Source organism: Geodermatophilus sp. SYSU D00779 (assembly GCF_054050595.1).
Genome location: NZ_JBJGZQ010000010.1, coordinates 67200 through 90031, shown reverse-complemented (window position 1 = coordinate 90031; position 22832 = coordinate 67200). Strand labels below are relative to the sequence as shown.

Sequence of the window (22832 nt, the reverse complement as noted above, 5' to 3'; positions counted from 1 at the left end):
GGGACGGTGTGACGCGGGCGGCAGCCCCTCGGTCGCCTCAGCGACGGCCGAGCGCGCGACGGGCCCCGTGCCGCCGCTCAGCCGCGCTTGGGATGGCCGTTGCGCTGCGAGATCTCGTCAGCCGCCGCTAGGACGTGCTTGGCCAGGCCTGGGATCGTGTCCTCGTTGACCCTGAACGTGGGCCCGGAGACCGTGACGGCGGCGACCACACCGCCGTCGATGGAGCGGATCGGAGCCGCGATGGCCGCCAGGCCCACCTCGTGCTCCTCGCTCGTGGAGGCGTAGCCCCGGTCCCGGACGAGCTCGAGCTGCGTCCTGAGGACGATCGGGTCCACCACGGTGTGCGGGGTGTACCGCTCCAGGTCCTCGGCGAGCACGGCGTCCACCTGGTCAGGCGGCATGTGCGCCAGGAACACCTTGCCGGCCGAGGTCGCGTGCAGGGGGCTGCGCTGCCCCACCCAGTTCACGGTCGTCACTGCCGCGGCGCCGATCACCTGGTCGACGCTGACGACCCACCGACCGTCGCGCACCGCCACGTTGACCGTCTCGCCCACGGTCTCCGCGAGTTCCCGACAGAGTGGGAGACCGAGGAGGGAGAGGTCGCCGGTCCTCGTGGCTCCCGCAGCCAGCTGCACCACCCCGTAGCCGAGCTGATACCTACCGCGCTCAGCGTGCTGCTCGACCAGCCCGCGCGCGTCCAGGGTGGCGAGCAGGCGGAACACGGTCGACTTGTGCAGGCCCAGTTCGCCGGCGATCTCCGTGACGCTGGCGGTGCGATGGCGTGCAAGCACCTGCAGGACCGAGATCGCCCGGTCCACGGACTGCACCGAGTTGTCCCGCGCAGTGCGACTGTCCTGCATGGCGGAAACGTAGTCGTAGCCGGGCTGCCGAGGCCACCGGCTGCGGACGAGCGACACGGCCGCACAGCCGAGCCTCCTGGCCGCGCTCGCGTCCGCACGGACCCACGCACGTGAGACGCCGATCCCGCAGGATCGACGTACGACTCACCGTCCGTGCCGTGTCCGGCGTGGGGACCGGCTGCCGGACGACGAGCGCCTGCCCCGCACAGGGAGAGGGGCCGGTCCGGATCCCTCCGGACACGACCCCTGAGCTGCGGTTTCCGCTGTCGGGCTGACAGGACGTCAACCTGCGACCCCTCGACCTCCAGGCGTCGGCTGTGGGTGCGCCTACGTACGCCTAGATACGTCTTCGCAGGTCAGACGGGACACGGGACGTCAGCGCACTGTGGCGAACGGCCCTGACCCGAGGCCCATGGTGGTGAACACGGTTGGCGAGCAGCGCCATCCCGAGCTGTACGGACAGGGCACTCGAGCAACGGATCGATCCGCAGCAAGGCCAGCGGGGGCAGGGATCATCGGAGTGGGGCACCAGTGGCGCGGGTCAGGCGGCCGGGGAGGCGTCAGCCAGCTCGTCGGAGGTGAGGACGTCCTCGCCGTAGAGGTCGGCCACCCAGTTGGTCTGGTAGATCGTGTCGAGGTAACGCTCCCCGAGGTCGGGGGCGATGGCCACCGCGGTCAGGTCCGGCGTGCCGTGCTCGGTCAGCCAGTCCATGGCGCCGCTGACCACGGTGCCGGTGGAGCCGCCGAACAGGAACCCACGCCGAGCCAGGCGGTGGCAGGCCCGGATGGCGTCGGCCTCCTGGACGTGGACCACCTCGTCGACGTAGGACTCGTCCAGCAGCGGCGGCCGCACCCCCATGCCCAGGCCGGGGATCATCCGCCGGGCCGCCGGGGCGCCGAAGGACACCGAACCGACCGGGTCGACGGCCACGATCCGCACGTGGGGATGGTGCTGGCGGAAGTAGCGGGCGCAGCCCATCAGCGTGCCGGTGGTACCGGCGCCGACGAACAGCACGTCCAGCTGCGGGAACTCCCGGGCGATCGCCGGGCCGGTGGTGCGGTGGTGCGCTTTCCAGGCATTGGGGTTGGTGTACTGGTTGAGCCACACGTACCGGTCGTCACGGGCGCACAGCGCGCGGATGAAGTCCATCCGGGCGCCGAGCAGGCCGGTGACGGGGTCGGGCTCGGTGATGGTGTGCACCTGCGCGCCCAGCGCCTCCATCAAGAGCCGGGTCGCCAGGTTGCACCGGGAGTCGGTGACGCACAGGAACCGGTAGCCCTTGCTCGCGGCGATCATGCTCAGCGCCACGCCCAGGTTCCCCGACGAGGATTCGACCAGGCACGCCCCAGGTTGCAGGGTCCCGTCGCGTTCGGCGGCCTCGACCATCTCGGTGGCGGCCTTGAGCTTGACCGAACCGGCGAAGTTGAAGCCTTCGCACTTGAGGAACAGCGACTGCCCGAGGATCGGCTGCAGGTCCACGTACAGGTCGTGTTCGTTGAAATCCTGGGGAGAAGCGACGACCGGCATGATCACCCTCATCTGGTGCGCTCGAGTTCCCTCACGGGTGTCTCTTGACGCCCATAGGATGCGCACCCGTTGCGCCGGCGCAGTATCCCGCGCGTGGAGCAATCCCGTTGCTTCCATGTGAGGCGCTCCTCATACCGACATAAGGCGCGCCGGTGGCAGCGTCGCCCGACGCCCGGCCCCTCCCCCACACCCCTGGATCGACGAGCAGTCACTGCACAACGCGATGGTCTACGGCGATCGGTGCCGACGCCGCTGGAGCCCAGCAGACCTCGCACCCTCCGTCGTCGGATCACGCGACGGACCGCACCTGCGACTGCTGCAGAAGAGATGAGGGAACGCGGCATCACGCGGGCAGTCGCCTGATGATCGGTTCGCCGCCGTTTCTCAGGCGGTCAAGCTGGACACCTCGACGGGAGCGGGCCGGTCATCCGCGGTGCCGTCGCCGAGCTGACCTTCCGCATTCCAACCCCAGGCCATGACTGTGCCGTCGGCGAGCAGCGCGAGGCTGTGCTGGGTCGACGTCGAGGCGGTGGTCACCTCGGTGAGGTCGAGGACGTCGACGGGAAGGGGTTGATCGTCGAAGGTGCCGTTGCCGAGCTGGCCACGTTCGTTGGCCCCCCATGTCGTGACTCGGCCGTTTCGGCGTAGGGCGAGGCTGAACCGGTCCCCGGCGGCGATGGCGGTGATGTCGGTCAACCCGGACACCGTGACCGGGGACGGCCGGTCGTCCGTCGTGCCGTCGCCCAGCTGACCGAAGGCATTCCAGCCCCAGGCTCGGACGGTCCCGTCTCCCAGCAGGGCCAGACTGTGGAAGTTGCCGGCGGAGATGGCGGTGACATCGGCCAGTCCCGACATCGCGACCGGGGCGGTGATGGCGCTCCGTTCGGTCTGTGCCGAGGTACCTCTGCCGGTCGGGCCGCGCAGACCGTTGTCTCCCCAGGTCACGACGGTGCCGTCGGTGAGCAGGGCCAAGCTGTGCGTGCCGCCGGCGGCGACGGCGCTGACCCCGGTGAGGCCGGGTACCGCGGCCGGTGCGAGGCGGTCGGTGGTGGTGCCGTCGCCCAGTTGTCCGTCGTTGTTGCTGCCCCAGGACCTGACCGTGCCGTCAGCCAGCAGGGCCAGGGTGTGCGCGAAGCTGACCGGATCGCCACGGCCGTCGTTGCCCAGGAATCCGCCGACGGCGATGGCGGTCACACCCGTCAGGTCGGGCAGCGCTGTCGGGGTGGACCGGTTGGTGGCGGTGCCGTCGCCGAGCTCGCCGAACTGGTTGTCGCCCCAGACCCTGACGGTGCCGTCCCGCAGGAGCGCCATGCTGTGCCAGTCACCGGCGTCGACGGTCGTGACATCGGTCAGGTCGGGCAGCGCCACCGGCCTGGATCGCCGCGATGCGGTGGTGCCGTCGCCGAGCTGACCAGAGCCGTTGAAGCCCCAGGCCTTGACGGTGCCATCGGCGAGCAGGACCAGGTTGTGCGTGGCGCCGGCGGCGACCTGTCGCACTCCGGGACCGGACGCCGGCCGCGGTGACGGTCGTGGCTCGGGCGCGGCGGTGTTCCAGACCACGGCTGTTCCGCCGGCCACGAGCACAGCTGCCGAGCCCAGGCCGGCCAGCAGGAAGCTGCGCCGGCTCAGACCGGGGCGGGTTGCCCGCGGGAACTCGCGGTCGGCCGGGAGCGCGGTCTCGAGCGCGTCGACGAATGCGCCGGCGGAGGGGTAGCGCTGGGTGGGGGACTTGGCCAGTGCACGCTGGAAGGCGGCGTTCACCGGCCCCGGCAGGTCCGGATTTCGCTCGGTGGCACGCGGCACCGGATGGGTTCCATGGGCGAGCAGCAGGGCCAGGGTGTCCTGCTCGGTGTAGGGCGGGGTGCCGGTCAGCATCTCGAAGGCCACACACGCCAGGGAGTACAGGTCGGCGCGGTGCCCGATCGGGTCTCCGGAGGCCTGTTCGGGCGCCATGTACGTCGGCGTCCCCAGATACTGGCTGCTCACGGTGACCGAGGTGTCGCCGAGGGCCTTGGCCAGGCCGAAGTCGACCAGCACCGGCCGGCCCTGCGGGTCGATCAGGATGTTGGACGGCTTGATGTCGCGGTGGATCACTCCCCGGCTGTGCGCATGGTCCAGCGCCTCGGCGAGCTGCTCGAGGATCGAGACGGTCTGCTCGGGCGGGAGCCGGCCCTCGGCGAGCAGGTCCTTGAGGCTGATCCCGGTGACCAGGCGCATCGCCAGGTAGAGCCGTCCGCCGGCGTCCCCGGCGTCGAACACCGTGACGATGCCGGGATGGTCGAGGCTCTGCATCACCCGGGCCTCCCGGACGAACCGGGCGCCGAACTCCTCCTGGGTGGCCAGCACCGGGAGGAGCACCTTGAGTGCCACCGGGCGACCCAGTTCACGGTGGACCGCACGGTAGACCTCACCCATACCGCCCCGACCGATGAGCGCCTCCACGGTGAACGCACCGACCGCCGCCCCGGGTGGCAGCGATCCGGTGGTCATGGCGGCGAGTCCCAGAGATCGGCAAGGGGGACCGCGCCGCGGCGAACGGCCTCGTTGGCCAGCTGGCCTCGGCGGCTGCCCGTGCCGGGGGCGATGCCGAACTTGTCGTAGAGCCGCAGGAGGTGCTGCTGTACCGCGGCCTCGGTGACGACCAGTGCGGTGGCGATCTCGTGCAGGGTCGCCGGCTCGGTGAACACCCCACCGCCGACCAGGGGCCGACACAGCGCGCGCAGCACGTCACGCTCGCGACGGGTCAGCTCCGGCGCCGGTGCCGCCCCCTCGGTTCGCGTGGTCCCTGCCGGCTCCGCCGCCCGGAACACCAACTTCGTCTGGCCCACCGCGAGGTCATCGCCGTGCCGCAGGGCGCACATCCCCAGGATGCGCTCCCCCCGCACGAACGTGCCGTTGCGGCTCCCGACGTCCTGCACGCACCAGCCCCCGCCGACCGGCTCCAGGACCGCATGCAGGCCGGAGACCGTCCTGTCGTGGCCGAGGGGGATGTCATTGCTGCTGTTGCGGCCGATCGTCACCCGGCGTGTCTCGAGCAGCACGAGCTCGACACCCAAGGGCTTCCACACCTCCAGGTACGCCGTCATGCCCGCCGACCGCCACCGAGCCATGGCTCCCGGCTCCGCACCGGCGATCCCCCGGCCAGCCCCCAGACCCAGCGTGACGACATGGCGAGTCTCCCTGGAGACCACTGCTACCAGCCCCGGCTGGCCGAGCTTAGCGACCTGACCCGTCATCCGGCCCTGATCGCCGGCCGAGAACTGGGCCGCGACGGGGAGCCCACGGCGGCTTCCACCGCCGCGCCCTCTCGAGCGGGTGCGTGCTCAGCCGTGGACGGACCCCAGGGGGCCACTGTCCTTACGAATCCAGTACAAGACCCTTACCCGCACGTGCTGGAAGTGTGCCGTCGGACACCATGCCGCATCGGATTTGCGCAGACGACCCTGAAGAAGTCCGCAAAACCACGAGCGCCGGCCACAGCGAGCGCTTCTGCACGTCAGGGAATTCGATGTCTGGACGATCTCCCGAATTGCAAGTCGGACGGGCGAGGGGCGCGTCTGCCAATCGTCCCTGTCATCGCCACGCCACCCGCGTGTGGATGGCCTACTGCTCGGAATGCACCGCCTGGCATCTCGGCCACCAGATCGCCACCCCGTCCCCAGGGCTGACGCAGCGCCCCGCGGATCGGGAGCCGGCTCGATCGTCACCGGACGGCCTCGTCAGCGGGCTCGGTGGCACGGACCCGGCGGTGCGCCGCACCGTCGCGGCCGAGAGGACGAGGTCCTCCATGGTCGCCACCCCGCTGCAGTCCAGGGCTCGTCCCGATGGCGTGGCGCACGGCCGCGGGTCCACCGCTCCCCGGACCGGTGGGCACGAGATCACCGCGCAGCTGGTCCGGCGGGCCGCGGGCGGCGACGAGGTCGCCTGGAACGTCATCGTCGACGAGTACGGGCGCCTGCTGTGGTCGGTCGTCCGCGGGTTCCGGCTGACCGACGCACAGGCCGCCGACGCCGTCCAGACGACGTGGGTGCGACTGCTGGAGAACCTCGACGCGATCCGGGAACCCGAGCGGCTGGCCGGTTGGTTGCGGACGACCGCGCGCCGAGCCTGCCTGGAAACCATCCGCCGAGGGAGCCGCGAGAGCCCGGTGGACCCGCAGACGCACACGGTCCTCGAGCAGGTCGCGGAGCGGGCCGAAGACCCGGAGGCGCACGTCCTGCGGCGGGAGCGGGCGGCCATGGTGCGCGAGGCGCTGAGCAAGCTCCCCGAGCGGCATCAGCGGCTGCTCGAGCTGCTGGTCGCGTCACCCCCGGTGAGCTACGAGGAGATCAGTGCGCGGCTGGGTATGCCGGTGGGCAGCATCGGCCCGACCCGCGCCCGTCTCCTCACCCGGCTGCGTACGACGCTGGCCCCGGCCGTCCTCTGACGACCTCGTGCACGGTCAGCGGGCCTGCAGCTCGACGAGCCCCAGACGGACAGGTCCCGCAGGGCCGTGCCACTCCCCCGTTCGGCCGTCGAGGCGCTCCGTATGCACCGGAGCGGACATCTGCAGCCACGTCCGTCCGGCGCAGCAGCGGGAGGCGGCCGACCGGCCCGACCGAGCGCTCCGCTGGTGACCGTTGCTGTCCCTCGGGCCACGTTGCTGTGGTCATGCAAGGGGCGGGCCGGCCTCCTCGGCCGACCCGCCTCTGACCTGCGGTTCCGCTGTCGGGCTGACAGGATTTGAACCTGCGACCCCTTGACCCCCAGCCGTCGGCCGCGGGTTCACGGTCGTCCGCCACAGTGCAACTGCGCAGGTAGACCGGCATACGGAACGACGGCGGACAGGGAGGGACAGTCCCGAACTGACCTCAATGGTGGTCAGAATGGTGGTCAAGACGTCGTCCGGGCTGGGCAGACGCAGGCGGTACGAATCACATTTCGCGGTTGCTGCGCGTGACCGCGTCGCAGGCATGCGGCGGTCCCCCGCGACAACTTCGCGCGGCCGACGTCAAGTGGTCATGTCCTTGACCGTGTTCATCCTGGTTCGCGAGCCGGACACAGCATCCCCGTCCGGGTCGAGCCCGCCAGAGCCGCTGGACGGACGACGGCCCCGCGGGAATCTCCCGCGGGGCCGTCGTCCGTCGGTCAGACGCGTCAGTGCGCCGCGAGGGCGGGGTCCGCGGCGGCCGTCGGTCGGACCAGTCGGACGGCGACCGCCGCAGCGACGGCGACGGCACCCAGGACCAGCAGTGCGGAGCCCAGCCCGTCGAGCGCCCCGGTCAGCCCCAGGACGACGAGGGGGCAGACGAACTGGCCGATGAACAGCGCCGAGGTCCAGACGCCGGTGCCGCGGCCGCGCTGCTCGAAGGTGAGGGAGCCCAGCGCCCAGGTCAGCAGGGACGGCAGCAACAGGCCGTTGCCGAAGCCTGTGACGACGGCGAAGGCGGTGACCAGCGGCACGTTCGGGGCGAGGGCCAGGCCGATCAGGCCGAGCCCGGACAATCCGAAGGCCAGGGGCACGGTGACCGCTGGGCCCAGCTTGGCGAGCCGGCCGAACAGGAAGGCGCCCACGGCGGTACCCAGTGAGCCGATGGCGCTGACCGCGCCGATGGTGCCGGTGGACTCCACACCGATGCTGTCGAGCTTGAAGGACAGTTCGACGATGAGCACGTAGAAGATCAATCCGCCCAGCAGGGTCACGGCGACCGGCTTGACCAGCTGTCCCCACGGCAGCGGCGGCAGCTTCGTGGCGTGGGCGTGCGCCTGGGCTCGGGGGGCGGGCTGCCAGATGTACTTCGCCGCGAGGACGGCCAGCGGCAGGCTGACGACGTAGAGCCAGAACGGCGTCCGCCAGTCCTGCGCGCCCAGCGCACCACCGACGCCGAAGAAGACGGTGGCCGAGACGGTCGTGTAGACGACCTGCAGGCCGAAGTAACGCTCCCGCTTGGAGCCGTGGAAGTAGTCGGCGAGCAGCGTGGTGCAGCAGGTCATGATCGCGGCCTCGGTCAGACCGAGGAGCACCCGGCTGGCCACGATGAGCTGCAGGGAGGGCAGCCACAGCGGCGCCGTCCCGACGAACGCGTAGACGACCAGTGCGCCGACGAGCAGCCGCTTGCGGCCGAGCTTGTCCACGATGCGGCCGGCGATCATAGCGGTCAGCCCGATCACCAGCGCCGGTGCGGTGAGCACCACGGGGGTGAGGGCCTCGACCCCTGGCGTGCCGGCGAAGGCGTCCTGGATGCGTGGGAGCACCGGGGCGAGGAGGACGGCGCCGAGCACCGACAGGCAGCTGGACACCAGCAGCACGAACGCCTGGATGCGGCCGGCGGGTCGGCCGGTGGCCGGATCGACGGCGACCTCGCCGGCGAGGGGCTCCTCGACGGCAGGGATGGAGCTCGCGAGCGGTTGCGACACGGGGCTCTCCGGTTGTCAGGGGTGCCGACCGCGGTGATCGGCATCACTGGCGGAGAAGTGTCAGGACGGCGCGGAGGGAGCGGAAATCACTTCTTCCGGGGTGCGGTATCAGCCAGGTCGATGCCCTCCTGGGCAGCGGGTCCGACGGCCTGTTCGGCCGCCCGGGACACGACGTCGCGCAGGTACTGGTGCTCGGGGTCGTCGTCGTAGGCGGGGTGCCACCACATCGCCTCGACCAGGGGGCCGGCCTCGAAGGGGCACGGCAGGGCACGGATGCCGATGTCCAGGGGCAGCAGGCTGACCAGCCGGCGCTGCAGCAGGGCGATCCGGTCGCTGCCGGCGATGAGAGCCGGCACGGTGAGGAAGTCCTCGTTGACCACCTGCACCCGGGGCTCGATGCCGAGCATGCGCATCTGCCTGGCGGCCGGGGTGGAGGCCGTCTGGCCGTGGTAGGTGGCTACCCACGGGAGCGTCTGCAGGTGCTCGATGGTCAGGCCCTCGTCGACGACGGGATTGTCGGCCGAGACGACGCAGACCCATTCGTCGCGGTAGAGGTCGCGGTGCGAGAGATCCGTGACGAACCCGTGCGGCAGGAGCAGGAGGTCGGTGCCGAGGAGGACCTGGTCGGCGCGTTCGACGATCGCGGGTGAGTGCGGCGTCAGGCGGAGCCGGGTGTGCGGTGCCTCGTCGGCGAGCAGGGCGGCGATGGTGTCGCCGAGGACGACGACCACGTAGTCGCTGACCAGTACGGAGAACTCCCGGTTCGACGACGCCGGGTCGAAGTCCGGCTGGGCGGCGAACACGCGCTCCACTCCGGACAGCGCGATGCGGACCAGTTCCCTGAGCTGCACGGCCAGCGGCGTGAGCCGGTACTCGTTGCCGACCCGGGTCAGCAGCTCGTCGCCGAAGTGCCGGCGCAGCCGGGCCAGCGACGCGGACAACGCCGGCTGGGACAGCCCCATCTGCGCCGCGGCGCGGGTGACGCTGCGCTGCTGCAGCAGCGCGTCCAGCGAGACCAGCAGGTTGAGGTCCAGGCTCGCCAGGTTCACCGGGGCAGTATCCACGGCTCTTATGCCCCGCATCACACATCTCGTCTTCCCGAGTGACACGCGTCCGTAGACGGTGGGACACGTGACCGACATGCCACAGCTGGACCGCACCGACCCGGAGGGCGCCATCGCTGCCGCGGCGAAGCGCTGCTCCAACTGGGGCCGCTGGGGCGCCGACGACGTCCTGGGCACGCTGAACTTCCTGGACGAGGCCAAGCGGGTGGAGGGCGCGCGGCTGGTGCGCCGGGGCGTGAGCTTCTCGCTGGCGCAGTCGTTCGACGCGAACGGCCCGCAGAAGGGCTGGCGCCGACGGACCAACCCGGTGCACACCATGCTCGACACCGGTTTGGACGCTGAGCGCGGGCAGGGCTTTCCGCACGGCCTCGGCGGCGCCGACGACGTCGTGTTCATGCCGCTGCAGGCCTCCACCCAGTGGGACGGCCTCGGCCACATCTTCGACCACGGGACCGCCTGGAACGGCCGCCGGGCAGGGGACGTCGTCACCAGCGAGGGCGACGGCGTGACCGGCATCGAGACCGTCGCCTCCCTCATCACCGGGCGCGGCGTGCTGCTCGACGTCGGCCGCGCGATCGGCACCGACGGCGAGCTGCCCGACGGGTTCGCCATCACCGCCGAGCACCTCGAGGCGACGATCGCCGCCCAGGGCGAGAGCGCCCGGGTCGGCCGTGGCGACCTGCTGCTGGTGCGCACGGGCCGGCTGGCCCGGGCGCGACGGGAGGGCTGGAGGGACTACGCCGGCGGCGACTCCCCCGGCCTGTCGTTCACCACCGCCGACTGGCTGCACGGCACCGAGATCGCCGGCGTCGCCACCGACACCTGGGGCTTCGAGGTCCGCCCCAACGAGTTCGACATCGCCTTCCAGCCGCTGCACCAGGTCGCCATCCCGCACATCGGCCTGTTCATCGGCGAGATGTGGGACCTCGACGCGCTCGCGGCCGACTGCGCCGCCGACGGCGTGTGGGACTTCCTCCTCACCGCCGCGCCCCTGCCCGTGACCGGCGCCGTCGGCGCCCCGGTCAACCCCATCGCCGTCAAGTGAGGGAGCACCCCGTGACCGCAGTGGACAACGTCCTGGTGGTCGGCGCCGGCCTGGCCGGGACCGCCACCGCCATCCGGCTCGCGGAGGCCGGCGTCGCCGTCGACCTCGTCGAGGTCAAGCCCGAGGTCACCGCGCTGGGCTCCGGCATCACCCTGCAGGGCAACGCGCTGCGCGAGCTCGATCGGGTCGGTGTCTGGGAGCGGGTCCGGGAGAAGGGCTTCCCGTTCGACGTCACCGGCATCCGGGCGCCGGATGCGGACGGCACGGTGCTGTTCGAGGTGCCCGACGCCAAGTCCGGTGGCCCGGACTACCCCGCGGTCATGGGCATGTCGCGTCCGGAGCTGGCCCGGATCCTGCACGACCGCGCCGCGGAGGTCGGCGTCAAGCTGCGGTACGGCATCACGTTCACCGAGTTGCGCCAGGACGACGCCGGGGTCGACGTCACGTTCACCGACGGCTCGACCGGCCGCTACGACCTGGTGGTCGGAGCCGACGGCGTCCGATCCGCCGTGCGGCAGGCGCTCGGCATCGAGCTGGAGACCCGGCCGACCGGGATGGGCATCTGGCGTGCCTTCGGCCCCCGGCCGGCCGACGTGACCCGCACCGACCTGTACTACGGCGGGCCGTCGTTCATCGCCGGCTACTGCCCCACCGGCGAGGACTCCCTCTACGCCTACATCGTGGAGGAGGCTCAGGACCGCTCTGCGATAACGCCGGAGGAGCGGCTGGCGACGATGAAGGAGCTCTCAGCCCCCTACCACGGGCCGTGGGACGAGATCCGCGAGCAGCTCACCGATCCCAGCCGGGTCAACTACACCTGGTTCGAGACCCACATCCTGCCCGCGCCGTGGAACCGCGGCCGCGTCGTGCTGATCGGGGACGCGTCGCACACCTGCCCGCCCACCGTGGCCCAGGGCGGCGCGCAGGCGCTGGAGGACGCCGCGGTGCTCAGTGACCTGCTGCTCACCCGGGACACCCTCGACCAGGACCTGTGGAACGCCTTCCACGCGCGTCGGCTCGACCGGGCGACGGCCGTCGTCGACGCCTCCAACCAGCTCGGCCAGTGGCTGCTCGACCACGAGCAGGGCGACGTGCCCGGCCTCATGCGCAGCATCGCCGTCCTCGTCAGCGACCCGGCCTGAAGAAGGACCTCGTCCTCCCCACCGCTCGCACGCTCGCGGTGGGACCCGGGACGAGGCCGCCCCGACCCCCACTCGAGGAGAACCCGTGACCCAGCGCCTGATCACCCACCTGCGGCACGTCGACCTGGCCGTGCCCGATTACAAGAGCCAGCTCGACTTCTACACCCACACCTGGGGCCTGAAGGCCGAGCACAGCGACACCGGCCTGACCTTCCTGGCAGCTGAGGGCAGCCCGGAGCAGTACGTCGTGCGGCTGCGGGAGTCGGCCGACAAGCGGATCGACCTGATCTCCTTCGGCGCCGCGACGCCGGCCGACGTCGACACCCTGGCCGCGCAGCTGGCGGCCGACGGCGTCCGGCTGGTCAGCGAGCCCGGGGACCTGCAGACCCCCGGCGGCGGCTACGGGTTCCGGTTCTTCGACAACGAGGGCCGCACCGTGGAGATCAGCGCGGACGTCGCCGTCCGGCAGCACCGCCCGATCGAGGAGGGCGAGTCGATCCCGGTGCGCCTGTCCCACGTGGTCATCAACTCCGCCGACCCCGAGGGCACCCGCTCCTTCTACGAGAAGCACCTGGCCTTCGCCCTGTCGGACACCCTGATGCACCCGCACATGGGCGAGATGATGTGGTTCATGCGGGTGAACTCGTGGCACCACAGCATGGCCATCGCCCGCTGCCCACACCCCTCGCTGCACCACGCCAGCTTCGAGCTGCGCGGCCTCGACGAGTACATGCGCGGCACCGGGCGCGTGCTGCGGTCCGGGGTCGAGAAGATCTGGGGCCCGGGCCGGCACCTCGCCGGCAACAACACCTTCAGCTACTTCCTGGACCCCAACGGCAACACGATGGAGTACACGACCGAGCTGGAGCAGATCGACGAGGACACCTGGCACCCGCACCTCTACGACTTCACCAACCCCGAGGTCTCCGACCAGTGGGGCACCGCGAACCAGATGAACGAGTTCGTGGCCAAGAAGTCGTTCAACGACCCCGACAAGGGTCTGTTCGTCGCTCCCCCGGTCTGATGCGGTTCGCGACCTGGGAGACCGGGAGCCGCGTGCGGGCCGGCGTGGTCACCGCCGCCGGCCTGCACGCCCTCCCCGACGGGACGACGGTCCTGGACCTCGTCCGCGCCGGACTGCCGACGGCGATGCAGGCGGGCACGGCTGCGCTTCAGGGTCCGGCGGTGCCGCTGGAGGACGTCCGGCTGCTGCCACCGCTGCAGCCGCCGACCCTGCGGGACTTCGTCGCGTTCGAGGAGCACGTCGAGGGGGTTCGCAAGGCCATCGACGGCCAGGCCGGGGTCGTGGCCGAGTGGTACCAGGCGCCGACGTTCTACTTCACCAACCCGCACGCACTGATCGGCGCGCACGACGACGTCCCGGTGCCCCCGGGGTCGCAGCGGTTCGACTTCGAACTCGAGGTCGCCGTCGTCGTCGGCCGGGACGGCGCCTCGCTAACCCCGGAGGCCGCAAGGGAGCACGTCTTCGGCTACACGGTCATGAACGACTGGTCGGCCCGCGACCTGCAGGCCCGGGAGATGAAGGTCAGCCTGGGCCCGGCCAAGGGCAAGGACTCGGCCACCACGCTCGGTCCGTGGCTGGTCACCGCCGACGAGCTCGAGCCGTACCGGGACGCCGACGGGTTCCTGCCGCTGGACATGCGGGTGTCGGTCAACGGCACCCAGATCGGCCAGGACCTGCTGTCCAACATGGGCTGGCCGTTCGAGGAGCTGATCGCCTATGCCTCGCGCGGGACGGAGGTCCGGTCCGGTGACGTGCTCGGCTCGGGCACCTGCGGCAACGGCGGCTGCCTGGCCGAGCTCTGGGGCACCCGCGGCGAGGCGGCCCCTCCCCCACTGCAGCCCGGCGACGTCGTGGAGATGACCGTCGAGGGCCTCGGCACCATCCGCAACCGCGTCGTCCCCGGCCTCGACCTGCCGCCAGTGGCACCCGCCCGGCCGCGGCCGCGCACCCGGCAGCGCCCGTCGTGACGCTCGACGGGAAGGTCGTCGTCGTCACCGGCGCCGGTCAGGGGCAGGGCGCGGCCGAGGCCCGGCTGCTCGCCGCCGAGGGCGCCACCGTGGTCGGTTGCGACCTGACCGACTCGCCGGCCGAGGAGCTGCCGGGGATTGCCTACCGGCGGCTCGACGTCACCGACGCCGCCGGCTGGACGGCGCTGGCCGACGACCTGCGGGACCGGTACGGACGCGTCGACGGGCTGGTCGCCAACGCCGGGATCACCTGGCGGGCGCGGCTGGGCGACCTCGACCCGGCCGACCTCGCCCGGGTCACCGAGGTGAACGTGACCGGCACGCTGCTGGGCATCCAGGCGCTCACTCCGCTGATGACCGACGGCGGGTCCGTCGTGGTGGTCGGCTCGGTCGCGGCGTTGACCGGCCACTTCCCGGTCGCGTACACCGCGTCGAAGTGGGCGCTGCGCGGGCTGGCGAAGGCCGCCTGCCTGGAGCTCGGTCCGCGCGGCATCCGGGTCAACACCGTGCACCCCGGCTACATCGAGACCCCGATGACCGCCTCGGCGGCACCGGCGTTCCGCGCCGCCAACGTCGCCGAGACGCCGCTGGGCCGCACCGGCACCGTCGACGAGGTCGCCCCGCTGGTCGCCTTCCTCCTCGGCGACGGCGCCACCTTCATCACCGGCGCCGAGATCCCCGTCGACGGCGGCATGACCGCCCACGGTGGCGTGAAGTCGATCAGCGACGCCGTCCGGGCGGCGACGTGAGCGGGCGGCTGGCCGGCAAGGTCGCGCTGATCACGGGCACCGCTGGCGGGCAGGGACGAGCGGCGGCGCTGCTGTTCGCCGCGGAAGGCGCCACCGTGGTCGGCACCGACGTCAACGCCGTCGGCGCCGCCGAGACCGTCGAGCTGGTGCGCGCGGCCGGCGGTGCCATGGACAGCACCCACCCGCTCGACCTGACCGACGAGGACGGCGTCCGGGCGTGGGTGGACGCCGCGGCCGCCCGGCACGGCGGCATCGACGTGCTCTACAACAACGCCAGCGCCACCCGGTTCGCACCCGTGGCCGAGACCTCGTACGAGGACTGGTCCTTCGTCCTGCGCAACGAACTGGACGTCGTCTTCCTGGCCACCAAGCACGCCTGGCCGCACCTGGTCGCCCGCGGCGGCGGCAGCGTGCTGCTGGTCGGCTCCACCGCCGGCATCACCGGCTCGCTGACCAACACCCGCATCGCGCACACCGCGACCAAGGGCGGCGTCGTGGCGATGACGAAGCAACTGGCCGCCGAGGGAGCGGTGCACGGCATCCGCGCCAACTGCATCAGCCCCGGCATGATCCGCACCCCCGCCACCGAGGGCGACCTGCTCGCCCCTGATCACCCCATGCGCGCCATCGCCCGGGCCATCCCGCTGGGCCGCATCGGCACCGCCGACGAGGTCGCTCGCTGCGCGCTGTTCCTCGCCTCCGATGAGGCGTCCTACGTCACCGGCGCCAACCTCGTCGTCGACGGCGGCTGGTCCGCCGTCCTGCCCGGCGCATCCTGAGAAACGAGAGGAACCCACCGTGTTCGAGTACTTCCCAGGCAACTACGTCTGGAACCTGGGCGTCGTCGCCGCACTGAATTCCGGCGGCCTGATCGACGAGGTCGACCGCGCCTGCCGACCGATCAAGGACGCCGCGCAGCAGGGCGAGGACGCCGGCACGCCGGATTTCCTGCGCGCCTGGACCGCGCTGACCGACCAGCTCGTCGGCCAGGCGGAGGACGCGGAGAAGGCCGGGCACACGCGCACCGCCGGACAGCTGTACTTCCGCGCCACCAACTACCTGGCTCAGGCCGAACGGATGCTGGCCCACTCCGACCCGAACCGGGTACCCACCTACAAGCGGCTGCTGGAGCTGGCGCAGAAGGCCTTCGAGCTGCACAGCCCGCGCGTCGCACGGGTCGAGGTGCCCTACGAGGGGACGACGCTGCCGGCCTACTTCAGCCAGGCGCCGGCCGCCGACGCCGGGCCGGTGCCGGTGGTCGTGCTCGTCAACGGCCTGGACTCGACCAAGGAGCACCAGTACTCCTCGGGCCACTGGGAGGAGCTGGCCGCCCGCGGCATCTCCTGCCTGATGCTCGACCAGCCCGGCACCGGCGAGGCGTTGCGGCTGCAGGGGCTTCCCGCCCGCGTGGACACCGAGGCGTGGGGCGCGGCCGCCGTGGACTTCCTGCAGGCCCGTGATGACGTCGACGACGCCCGGATCGGGATCGTCGGCTGGTCGCTGGGCGGCTACTACGCCCCGCGCGCCGCGGCGTTTGAGAAGCGCTTCGCCCTCTGCGTGGCCTGGGGCGCCAACCACGACTGGGGCGCGGTGCAGCGCCGCCGGCTCGAGCGCGAGGGCGAGCGGCCGGTGCCGCACTACTGGGAGCACGTGCTGTGGGTGTGGGGCCACGACGACCTCGACGCCTTCATCGAGTTCGCCGACCAGGTGAACCTCGAGGGCGTCGTCGAGAACATCACCGTGCCGTTCCTCATCGCCCACGGCGCCAACGACCGGCAGATCCCCGTCGAATACGCACACCGCTCCTACGACCAGGCGGTCAACTCCCCCAAGCGCGAACTCCGCGTGTTCACCCCGGAGGAGGGCGCCACCGAGCACATCGGCCTCGACCACCTGCCCTACGTCAGCACCTTCATCGCCGACTGGGTCGCCGACACCTTCGCCGAGCTGGCGAGCCGGTCCGCTCGGACGGGGGCGTCGTCGTGAGCATGCTGTTCATCAAGCTCCCGGTGCGTGACCTGTCGGCGGCCCGGGCGTTCTACGAGGCCCTCGGCTTCCGGATCGAGGAGCACTCCTCCGACGAGGAGACCGCCTCGGTCGTCCTGGACGACGACGTCGCACTCGTCCTGCACACCCGCAACCGGTTCAGCGGCCTCGTGCCCGGCGACGTGGGGGATCCCTCGCGCGGGGCGACGGCGGTGCACTGCCTGACCGTGGACAGCCGCGCGGCGGTGGACGACCTCGTCGCGAAGGCCGTGGCCGCCGGCGGCCGGTCCGGACCGCCGACGCGAGCGGAGGACACCCGCTACACCGGCAGCTTCACCGACCCGGACGGCAACGTCTGGGAGGTCGTCTGGATGGACCAGCTGCACGTCATCAACTGACCAGGCTCCGTCTCGACTGCGGTGACCTCGCCCCTCCGGAGCCCGATTCGGCCATCCTCCCGCGACGCTGGACTGGCCGGTCACACCGGGACGCTCGACCGCAGTCGAGGAACCCGGTGCGGCGGCTCCCGATCGCGCGAGGGTGCGAGCGGGGCACGGGGATGCCGCGCGACTGGGCCGGACCGGCGTTTCGGCGTCATGTCCGGCATGCCCGGATGATCTCGAGCGAAGGAGACAGGAATGCTCGGCCCTGAAGTGATCAAGACCCGCGTCGGCATCGTGGGCGGAGGCCCGGCCGGGCTGATGCTCTCCCACCTGCTCGCCGGCGCCGGCATCGACAACGTCGTGGTGGACAACCGCGAGCACGACACCATCCGGACCACCCACCGCGCCGGGATCCTCGAACACGGCAGCGTGGATCTGCTCGTCGACTCTGGGGCCTCGGACCGGGTGCTCACCGACGGACACAAGCACGAGGGCATCGACCTGCGCTTCGGCGGGGAGAGCCACCGCATCGACTTCACCGACCTGGTCGGCGAGGCGGTGTGGCTCTATCCGCAAAACGAGGTGTTCACCGACCTCGCCGCGGCCCGCCAGAAGGCCGGCGGCGACGTCCGATTCGGCGTCTCCGACACCGCCGTCGCCGACCTCACCGGCACACCGCGCATCTCCTTCACCGACGCCGATGGCGTCGCCCAGGAGATCCGGGCCGAGATCCTGGTCGGCGCGGACGGCTCCCAGGGCATTACCAAGTGGGCCATCCCCAGCGAGCACCGCACCGACAACTTCATCGAGTACCCCTTCGCCTGGTTCGGCATCCTCTGCGAGGCACCGCCCAGCGCCGAGGAGCTCATTTACGCCCACTCACAGCACGGCTTCGCACTCATCAGCCAGCGCGACGCGAACATCCAGCGGATGTACTTCCAGTGCTCCCCCGACGAGGACGCCGCCGCGTGGTCGGAGGACCGGATCTGGGCGGAGCTGCAGAAGCGGGTGGACGGCCCGGACGGCCTGGAACTGAAGCAGGGGATGATTTTCGACACGAGCATCCTGCGGTTCCGCAGCTACGTCTGCGAACTCATGCGGTACGGCAACCTCTTCCTCGCCGGGGACGCCGGCCACACCGTGCCCCCGACCGGCGCCAAGGGCCTCAACCTCGCCTTCGCCGACGTCCGCGTGCTGTTCGAGGGGATCGAGTCCTGGGCCGCCACCGGCTCCCAGGACCTCCTCGACCGGTACAGCGAGCGGACCCTGGAGCGCGTGTGGAGGGCGCAGAACTTCTCCTACTGGATGACCTCCATGCTGCACACCCGCCCCGGCGCCAACCCGTTCGATCACAAGCGCCAGCTCGGTGAGCTCAGCAGCATCGTCGGCTCACGCCACGGATCGGCGTACCTCGCCGAGGCCTACACCGGCTGGCCCGCGCAGTAGGCCCCGTGATCACGCGCACGTCCGTGGCCACGGACGCCTCAGAGGGTGTTGGGTAACCGACCCGGCGCGGTCGGCGACGGCCTGACCGGCGGTGCTGACTGATCGGCGGGGCGGCGGACTCGGTGGCGCGGCAGGGTGATGGTTCCGGTGGATGTGCGTGTGCCGGTGCAAGCCCCGCTATGCGACGTCGCTGACCGATCGGCAGTGGGCGGTGATCGCGCCGCTGCTGCCGGTCCGCGATCCCCGCAGCGGTGGGCGGCCGCTGAAGTACGACCGGCGGCTGATCCTGGACACCATCCTGTACGTGCTGCGCACCGGCTGCGCCTGGCGGCACGTCCCGCATGACCTGGCCCCCTGGGACGCCGCCTATCGCTGGTTTGCCGCCTGGACCACCGATGGCACCTGGCACCGAGTGCACCAGGCGCTGCGCGACCAACTCCGTGAGCGGGACGGGCGCAACCGGCAGCCCACCGCGGCGGTGCTGGACTCCCAGTCGGCCAAGAGCGCCGAGGGGGGCGAGGAGATCGGCTACGACGCCGGCAAACGCGTCCGCGGCCGCAAGCGGCATCTGCTGGTCGACAGCGACGGATTGATCCTGCACCGCGTGGTGCACGCGGCTGGCGTGCAGGACCGTGCCGGCGCCAAGCTGGTCCTGCGCGACCTGCACACACGCCTACCCGGCATCGCTGTGGTCTGGGTCGACGGCGGCTACGCCAACGTCGTCGACACCGGCCTGCTCGACTGGGCCGAGCGCACCGAGCACCTGCACCTGGTGGTCGTGCCGCGCAACGCCGACGTGCGAGGCTTCCAGGTGCTGCCCCGTCGCTGGGTGGTGGAACGGACCTTCGGCTGGTTGGCGAGGTGCAGACGGTTGGCCCGGGACTACGAACGCAAGACCGCCCACGCCGAGGCCATGATCGACGTGGCCATGATCCGGCTGATGGCCGCCCGGCTGGCCGGCGAGGACGTCGAGCCGCAAGGGCCCATCGAGACCGAAGCCGCTCGACGCCTCGCCGAAGACCTCAACGAAGACCGGTAGTCAGCCGGTTACCCAACACCCTCTCAGGCCTGAGGTGAGGGTGGCCAAACCGCCTCGGAACGCGATCAGGGGCCGCTCCCGGTCTCCCGGGAACGGCCCCTGAGCTGCAGTTTCCCGCTGTCGGGCTGGCGGGATGTGAACCTGCGACCCCTTGACCTCAGTCACGTTCGGGGCGTTCGCCACGGATCGCGCGTGTCCTGTCTGCGCAGCTCAGAGGCGTAGGACATCCGTCGCCGTCCGGTTCGATTCGCCGCCGTTCCGAGCGTGGTGCTGTACCGGTTGCTGTACTGCTTCCCCGCGCCCGGGCGTGTTGGGCGGGCTGCTGGCCGGGATCTCGGCTGTCGCCACTCATCGCCACCGACGGGCTGCTCGCCGCGGCGTCCTCGCCGACCGACGGCCACTGCACCCCCGAGCCGTCGAGTGGGACACCCTGAAGGACCGCACCGAGCGCTCCGTCGCATTTCCCGAGTGCCGGCAGTGGCGAACCCTCGTCAGCCCGAGCCCACGAGAGTCCCCGTTGTCGGGCACTCCAATCCGCTGCGTGGATGATGGCTCGATGCTGATCACCGAGGATCGGGATGACGTTGCCGTTCTGCGCATCCAGCACGGCCGAGTCGGCGCCCTCGACGTAGAGCTGCTGAACGCCCTCACCGAGGCCGTGACCGCATCCGACCGGGCGGTGGTCATCACCGGCAGCGGCTCGTCCTTCTCCGCCGGGGTGGACCTGCGCCGAATTCTGGACGGCGGCCGGCCGTACACCGAGGAGCTCCTGGCGGCGCTGTCCCGCACATTTCGCGTCGTGTTCGACCATCCGCGGCCGACGGTTGCGGCGGTCAACGGGCACGCGATCGCCGGCGGCTGCGTGCTGGCCCTGGCCTGCGACCTGCGGCTGATGTCGGGCGGCCGGATCGGGTTGACCGAGCTGGCGGTCGGCGTCCCCTTTCCGACCACCGCCCTGGAGATCGTCCGGCACGCGCTCGACTCCCGTGCCGGCCAGGTGCTGCTCGGCGCGCAGACCGAAGACCGCGAGCGGGCGCTGGCCCTGCGGATGGTCGACGAACTCACCGAGCCCGGCGAGCTGCTGCCGCGGGCGGTCGCGCTGGCCACCGAGCTGGCCGCCCGGTCCCCGGAGTCCTACCGGCTGGCCAAGGTCCAGCTCCACCGACCCGCGAACGCAGCGATCGAGGCAACCGCCGACGGCGACGCGGCCGTCCTCGACGGCTGGACCTCCGACGACACCCGGCGGCGGATCGAGGCCGCGCTCGCGGCGCTGGCCCGGCGCTAGATGCAATCCCCGCACTGCCAGGCCGTCGTGATCGCGTTCATGGCGGTTCGCCACAGTTCCGTAAGCCGTGTGACCAGCGGACAAATACGGCCGCGCACGGCTACGAATAGGCGCGAACGCGACCAACTGCAACCAGAACTGCCACCACGCCGGCCGGCTCTGAGCCCTCGTCGTCGGCGCTGACTGTGGCCTCAGCCGGCGGCTGCAGGCTTCACCCGCGCCGCAGCTCTTCGGTCATAGAGGCGACGTTAGACACGTGACGGTCGCTTGCTGGCCGGACGCCGCTCGCACCGACCGCCGCGAGCACGTCCCATGGTGTCCGTGTAGACGGCCCTCAAGAGATTCCGGCGGCACACCGCTCCGGTTCGGCCCTCTGGACAGGCCATGACCGACGCCCTCACTCGCTGCCTCGGCGGCAAGGGCTGGTTCCGGCGCCGTCAGCAGCCGTCGCTCTCTAGGTCGGTTGGCTCGATTCCGCGCCTTGCCCTCGCAGGCAATCAAGGGGGTGTCCCCTTCAGTCGCTGGGCACCCTGAAGTCCCGCAGCGTCGCCGCGCCCGGCCCGACGGCGGCGAACGACACGGCGAGCTCGAACAGCGCCACACCCCCGGCCGGGAAGCCGGACTCGACGCCACGTCGCGCCACCGGATCCCCGCGACCGTCGTCGAGGACGCCCGCCAGCGCACCGATCGAGGGGTTGTGCCCGACGACGGCCACCGACAGCACGTCCTCCGGGGTCTCCCGGATCGCCGCGAGCAGCGCCTCGACGGTGTTGTCGCCGATCCGCGCGTCGCCGATCGGCTGTACCGCCGATGACAGGGCGGTGCCGGCCTGCTCCCAGGTCTGTACCGCGCGACGGGCCGGGGACACCAGCACCCGGTCCGGTACCAGACCGGCGTGCTCCAGCCAGGCCCCGAGCGCCGCGGCCTGCTGCACGCCTTCGGCAATCAGTGGCCGCTCCCGATCGACCGGGCCGCCAGCGGCCCTGGCATGGCGGATCAGCAGAAGTCGACGCGGCCGCACCGGCCGAGTCTGGCACCCATCCCCCACGATGCTCGGCCGGCGACAGGGCGCCGCGCGTCAGAGCCTCGGCCGCCGGGCGCGGCCGTCCGGCGTCCATCGACACTGCGATGCCGAAGATCGACGCGAGCTCCACTGCCGCCCGTGGGAGCTCGAAACACCTTCCAAGCCGGCCATGCGGGTTCCATTCCCGTCACCCGCTGAACTGGGTCGACCTCTACGACGGCGACCAGCCCGGCGTCCGGGTCCAGCCCCGCGACCCTGCCGACTGGGTGCGCATGGACCGCGAGCTCACCGAGGCCGCCGCGACCCTGGAGGCCGAGGGCTGGACCTCCACCCTCGTCCGGGGCGCGATGCGCCAGGCGACGTTCTTCCGGGTAGGCACCGCGCTGCCCGCCGTCCGCCAGCACACGCTGCGCTACCTGCAGGGCGGCCAGCTCTGGTCGACCAACAGGCCCAAGACGCCCGTGCCTGCACCCCAGGTGCAGCACACCCGCCTCGACCTGGGCAGCGACCTGGCCGTCGCGGTCGGCGTGGCCGTCGACCCGACCGACGCTGTCACCGCCTACCTGCGGAGCCAGGCCATTCCCGTCAGCGAACTGGTCACCGTCCAGCCGGCCGCCGGCGCGGACGACCAGGCCGTGGCCAACGCCGGGCGGGCGGTGGCGTACGCCCAGCAAATCCGTAACCTCGTTCGTCAGGGACTCGATCGCGCGGCCGACACCGAGCGTGTCCACCTGTTCCTCGCCGGCCCCGGCGGGCTCGCGCTGCTGTTGGGGCACCGCTGGAACCGCATCCGCCCCACCGTCGTCTACGAGCACCTCGGTCCGGGGCGCGGCTACACCCCGGCGTTCAGCGTCAACGCCTGAGCCGGCCACAGCGCCCCGAGCGCCGGGGAG

The 22832-nt window shown here is 71.6% G+C and carries 20 protein-coding genes; 13 read left to right on the top strand and 7 right to left on the bottom strand.

Annotation, left to right across the window (positions count from 1 at the left end; all coding sequences use genetic code 11):
* Nucleotides 1–77: 77 nt before the first annotated feature.
* From ACI79G_RS10105 to ACI79G_RS10090, 4 genes are all read right to left on the bottom strand, one after another.
* The gene (locus ACI79G_RS10105) at nt 78–860 is read right to left on the bottom strand and encodes an IclR family transcriptional regulator (RefSeq protein WP_456880991.1); all 783 of its coding nucleotides are present in this window, start codon (nt 858–860) and stop codon (nt 78–80) included.
* Nucleotides 861–1401: 541 nt separating this feature from the next.
* The gene (gene sbnA, locus ACI79G_RS10100; protein WP_456880990.1) at nt 1402–2388 is read right to left on the bottom strand and encodes a 2,3-diaminopropionate biosynthesis protein SbnA; all 987 of its coding nucleotides are present in this window, start codon (nt 2386–2388) and stop codon (nt 1402–1404) included.
* A 384-nt stretch (nt 2389–2772) separates the two neighbouring features.
* Nucleotides 2773–4878 (bottom strand): RCC1 domain-containing protein, encoded by a 2106-nt coding sequence (locus ACI79G_RS10095; RefSeq protein WP_456880989.1) that lies wholly within the window; start codon nt 4876–4878, stop codon nt 2773–2775.
* On the bottom strand, nt 4875–5474 hold the full coding sequence (locus ACI79G_RS10090; protein ID WP_456880988.1) for an FHA domain-containing protein: 600 nt from the start codon (nt 5472–5474) through the stop codon (nt 4875–4877). Before ACI79G_RS10090 ends, ACI79G_RS10095 begins: the two co-directional genes overlap by 4 nt.
* 701 nt (nt 5475–6175) lie before the next feature.
* On the opposite strand from ACI79G_RS10090, the gene ACI79G_RS10085 reads away from it, so the two are divergent.
* Nucleotides 6176–6814, top strand: coding sequence for an RNA polymerase sigma factor (locus tag ACI79G_RS10085; protein WP_456880987.1), 639 nt, complete (start codon nt 6176–6178; stop codon nt 6812–6814).
* Nucleotides 6815–7524: 710 nt separating this feature from the next.
* Here the strand turns inward: ACI79G_RS10085 and ACI79G_RS10080 are convergent.
* Complete coding sequence (locus ACI79G_RS10080) at nt 7525–8784, bottom strand: MFS transporter (protein WP_456880986.1); 1260 nt, start codon at nt 8782–8784, stop codon at nt 7525–7527.
* A gap of 86 nt (nt 8785–8870) precedes the next feature.
* Nucleotides 8871–9833, bottom strand: a complete 963-nt coding sequence (locus ACI79G_RS10075) for a LysR family transcriptional regulator (protein ID WP_456880985.1) — start codon at nt 9831–9833, stop codon at nt 8871–8873.
* 91 nt (nt 9834–9924) lie between these two features.
* Here ACI79G_RS10075 and ACI79G_RS10070 point away from each other — a divergent pair, with 91 nt between their 5' ends.
* The 11 genes from ACI79G_RS10070 to ACI79G_RS10020 all read left to right on the top strand — a co-directional run bounded on the left by ACI79G_RS10070 (nt 9925) and on the right by ACI79G_RS10020 (nt 20915).
* Nucleotides 9925–10893: a cyclase family protein gene (locus ACI79G_RS10070; protein WP_456881059.1), complete on the top strand. Its 969-nt coding sequence runs from the start codon at nt 9925–9927 to the stop codon at nt 10891–10893.
* 11 nt (nt 10894–10904) lie between these two features.
* Nucleotides 10905–12035: an FAD-dependent oxidoreductase gene (locus tag ACI79G_RS10065; RefSeq protein WP_456880984.1), complete on the top strand. Its 1131-nt coding sequence runs from the start codon at nt 10905–10907 to the stop codon at nt 12033–12035.
* An 85-nt stretch (nt 12036–12120) separates the two neighbouring features.
* Nucleotides 12121–13059 carry a VOC family protein gene (locus tag ACI79G_RS10060; protein ID WP_456880983.1) on the top strand — a complete coding sequence of 313 codons (939 nt, stop codon included), beginning with the start codon at nt 12121–12123 and terminating at the stop codon, nt 13057–13059.
* Nucleotides 13059–14027 (top strand): fumarylacetoacetate hydrolase family protein, encoded by a 969-nt coding sequence (locus ACI79G_RS10055; protein WP_456880982.1) that lies wholly within the window; start codon nt 13059–13061, stop codon nt 14025–14027. Before ACI79G_RS10060 ends, ACI79G_RS10055 begins: the two co-directional genes overlap by 1 nt.
* Nucleotides 14024–14776, top strand: a complete 753-nt coding sequence (locus ACI79G_RS10050) for an SDR family NAD(P)-dependent oxidoreductase (protein WP_456880981.1) — start codon at nt 14024–14026, stop codon at nt 14774–14776. Before ACI79G_RS10055 ends, ACI79G_RS10050 begins: the two co-directional genes overlap by 4 nt.
* Nucleotides 14773–15555, top strand: a complete 783-nt coding sequence (locus ACI79G_RS10045) for an SDR family NAD(P)-dependent oxidoreductase (RefSeq protein WP_456880980.1) — start codon at nt 14773–14775, stop codon at nt 15553–15555. The genes ACI79G_RS10050 and ACI79G_RS10045 overlap by 4 nt, the downstream gene beginning before the upstream one ends.
* A gap of 19 nt (nt 15556–15574) precedes the next feature.
* The gene (locus tag ACI79G_RS10040; protein ID WP_456880979.1) at nt 15575–16762 is read left to right on the top strand and encodes an alpha/beta hydrolase family protein; all 1188 of its coding nucleotides are present in this window, start codon (nt 15575–15577) and stop codon (nt 16760–16762) included.
* Nucleotides 16763–16764: 2 nt separating this feature from the next.
* Nucleotides 16765–17160: a VOC family protein gene (locus ACI79G_RS10035; RefSeq protein ID WP_456881058.1), complete on the top strand. Its 396-nt coding sequence runs from the start codon at nt 16765–16767 to the stop codon at nt 17158–17160.
* A gap of 240 nt (nt 17161–17400) precedes the next feature.
* Nucleotides 17401–18591, top strand: a complete 1191-nt coding sequence (locus tag ACI79G_RS10030; protein ID WP_456880978.1) for a 4-hydroxybenzoate 3-monooxygenase — start codon at nt 17401–17403, stop codon at nt 18589–18591.
* Between the two features lie 151 nt (nt 18592–18742).
* Nucleotides 18743–19630 (top strand): IS5 family transposase, encoded by an 888-nt coding sequence (locus ACI79G_RS10025; RefSeq protein ID WP_456880977.1) that lies wholly within the window; start codon nt 18743–18745, stop codon nt 19628–19630.
* A gap of 556 nt (nt 19631–20186) precedes the next feature.
* Nucleotides 20187–20915 carry an enoyl-CoA hydratase/isomerase family protein gene (locus ACI79G_RS10020; protein ID WP_456880976.1) on the top strand — a complete coding sequence of 243 codons (729 nt, stop codon included), beginning with the start codon at nt 20187–20189 and terminating at the stop codon, nt 20913–20915.
* A gap of 514 nt (nt 20916–21429) precedes the next feature.
* On the opposite strand, the gene ACI79G_RS10015 is transcribed toward ACI79G_RS10020, so the two are convergent.
* Nucleotides 21430–21936 (bottom strand): SixA phosphatase family protein, encoded by a 507-nt coding sequence (locus ACI79G_RS10015; protein WP_456880975.1) that lies wholly within the window; start codon nt 21934–21936, stop codon nt 21430–21432.
* Nucleotides 21937–22043: 107 nt separating this feature from the next.
* Here ACI79G_RS10015 and ACI79G_RS10010 point away from each other — a divergent pair, with 107 nt between their 5' ends.
* Entirely contained in the window at nt 22044–22802 is a 759-nt protein-coding gene (locus ACI79G_RS10010; protein WP_456880974.1) for an SAVED domain-containing protein, read from the top strand.
* Nucleotides 22803–22832: the final 30 nt, after the last annotated feature.

Coding starts and splice junctions, on each gene's coding strand:
- ACI79G_RS10105 (WP_456880991.1), bottom strand. CDS start 860: ATGCAGGACAGTCGCACTGCGCGGGACAACTCGGTGCAGTCCGTGGAC.
- sbnA (WP_456880990.1), bottom strand. CDS start 2,388: ATGCCGGTCGTCGCTTCTCCCCAGGATTTCAACGAACACGACCTGTAC.
- ACI79G_RS10095 (WP_456880989.1), bottom strand. CDS start 4,878: ATGACCACCGGATCGCTGCCACCCGGGGCGGCGGTCGGTGCGTTCACC.
- ACI79G_RS10090 (WP_456880988.1), bottom strand. CDS start 5,474: ATGACGGCGTACCTGGAGGTGTGGAAGCCCTTGGGTGTCGAGCTCGTG.
- ACI79G_RS10085 (WP_456880987.1), top strand. CDS start 6,176: ATGGTCGCCACCCCGCTGCAGTCCAGGGCTCGTCCCGATGGCGTGGCG.
- ACI79G_RS10070 (WP_456881059.1), top strand. CDS start 9,925: ATGCCACAGCTGGACCGCACCGACCCGGAGGGCGCCATCGCTGCCGCG.
- ACI79G_RS10055 (WP_456880982.1), top strand. CDS start 13,059: ATGCGGTTCGCGACCTGGGAGACCGGGAGCCGCGTGCGGGCCGGCGTG.
- ACI79G_RS10035 (WP_456881058.1), top strand. CDS start 16,765: ATGCTGTTCATCAAGCTCCCGGTGCGTGACCTGTCGGCGGCCCGGGCG.
- ACI79G_RS10030 (WP_456880978.1), top strand. CDS start 17,401: ATGCTCGGCCCTGAAGTGATCAAGACCCGCGTCGGCATCGTGGGCGGA.
- ACI79G_RS10025 (WP_456880977.1), top strand. CDS start 18,743: ATGTGCGTGTGCCGGTGCAAGCCCCGCTATGCGACGTCGCTGACCGAT.
- ACI79G_RS10020 (WP_456880976.1), top strand. CDS start 20,187: ATGCTGATCACCGAGGATCGGGATGACGTTGCCGTTCTGCGCATCCAG.
- ACI79G_RS10010 (WP_456880974.1), top strand. CDS start 22,044: ATGCCGAAGATCGACGCGAGCTCCACTGCCGCCCGTGGGAGCTCGAAA.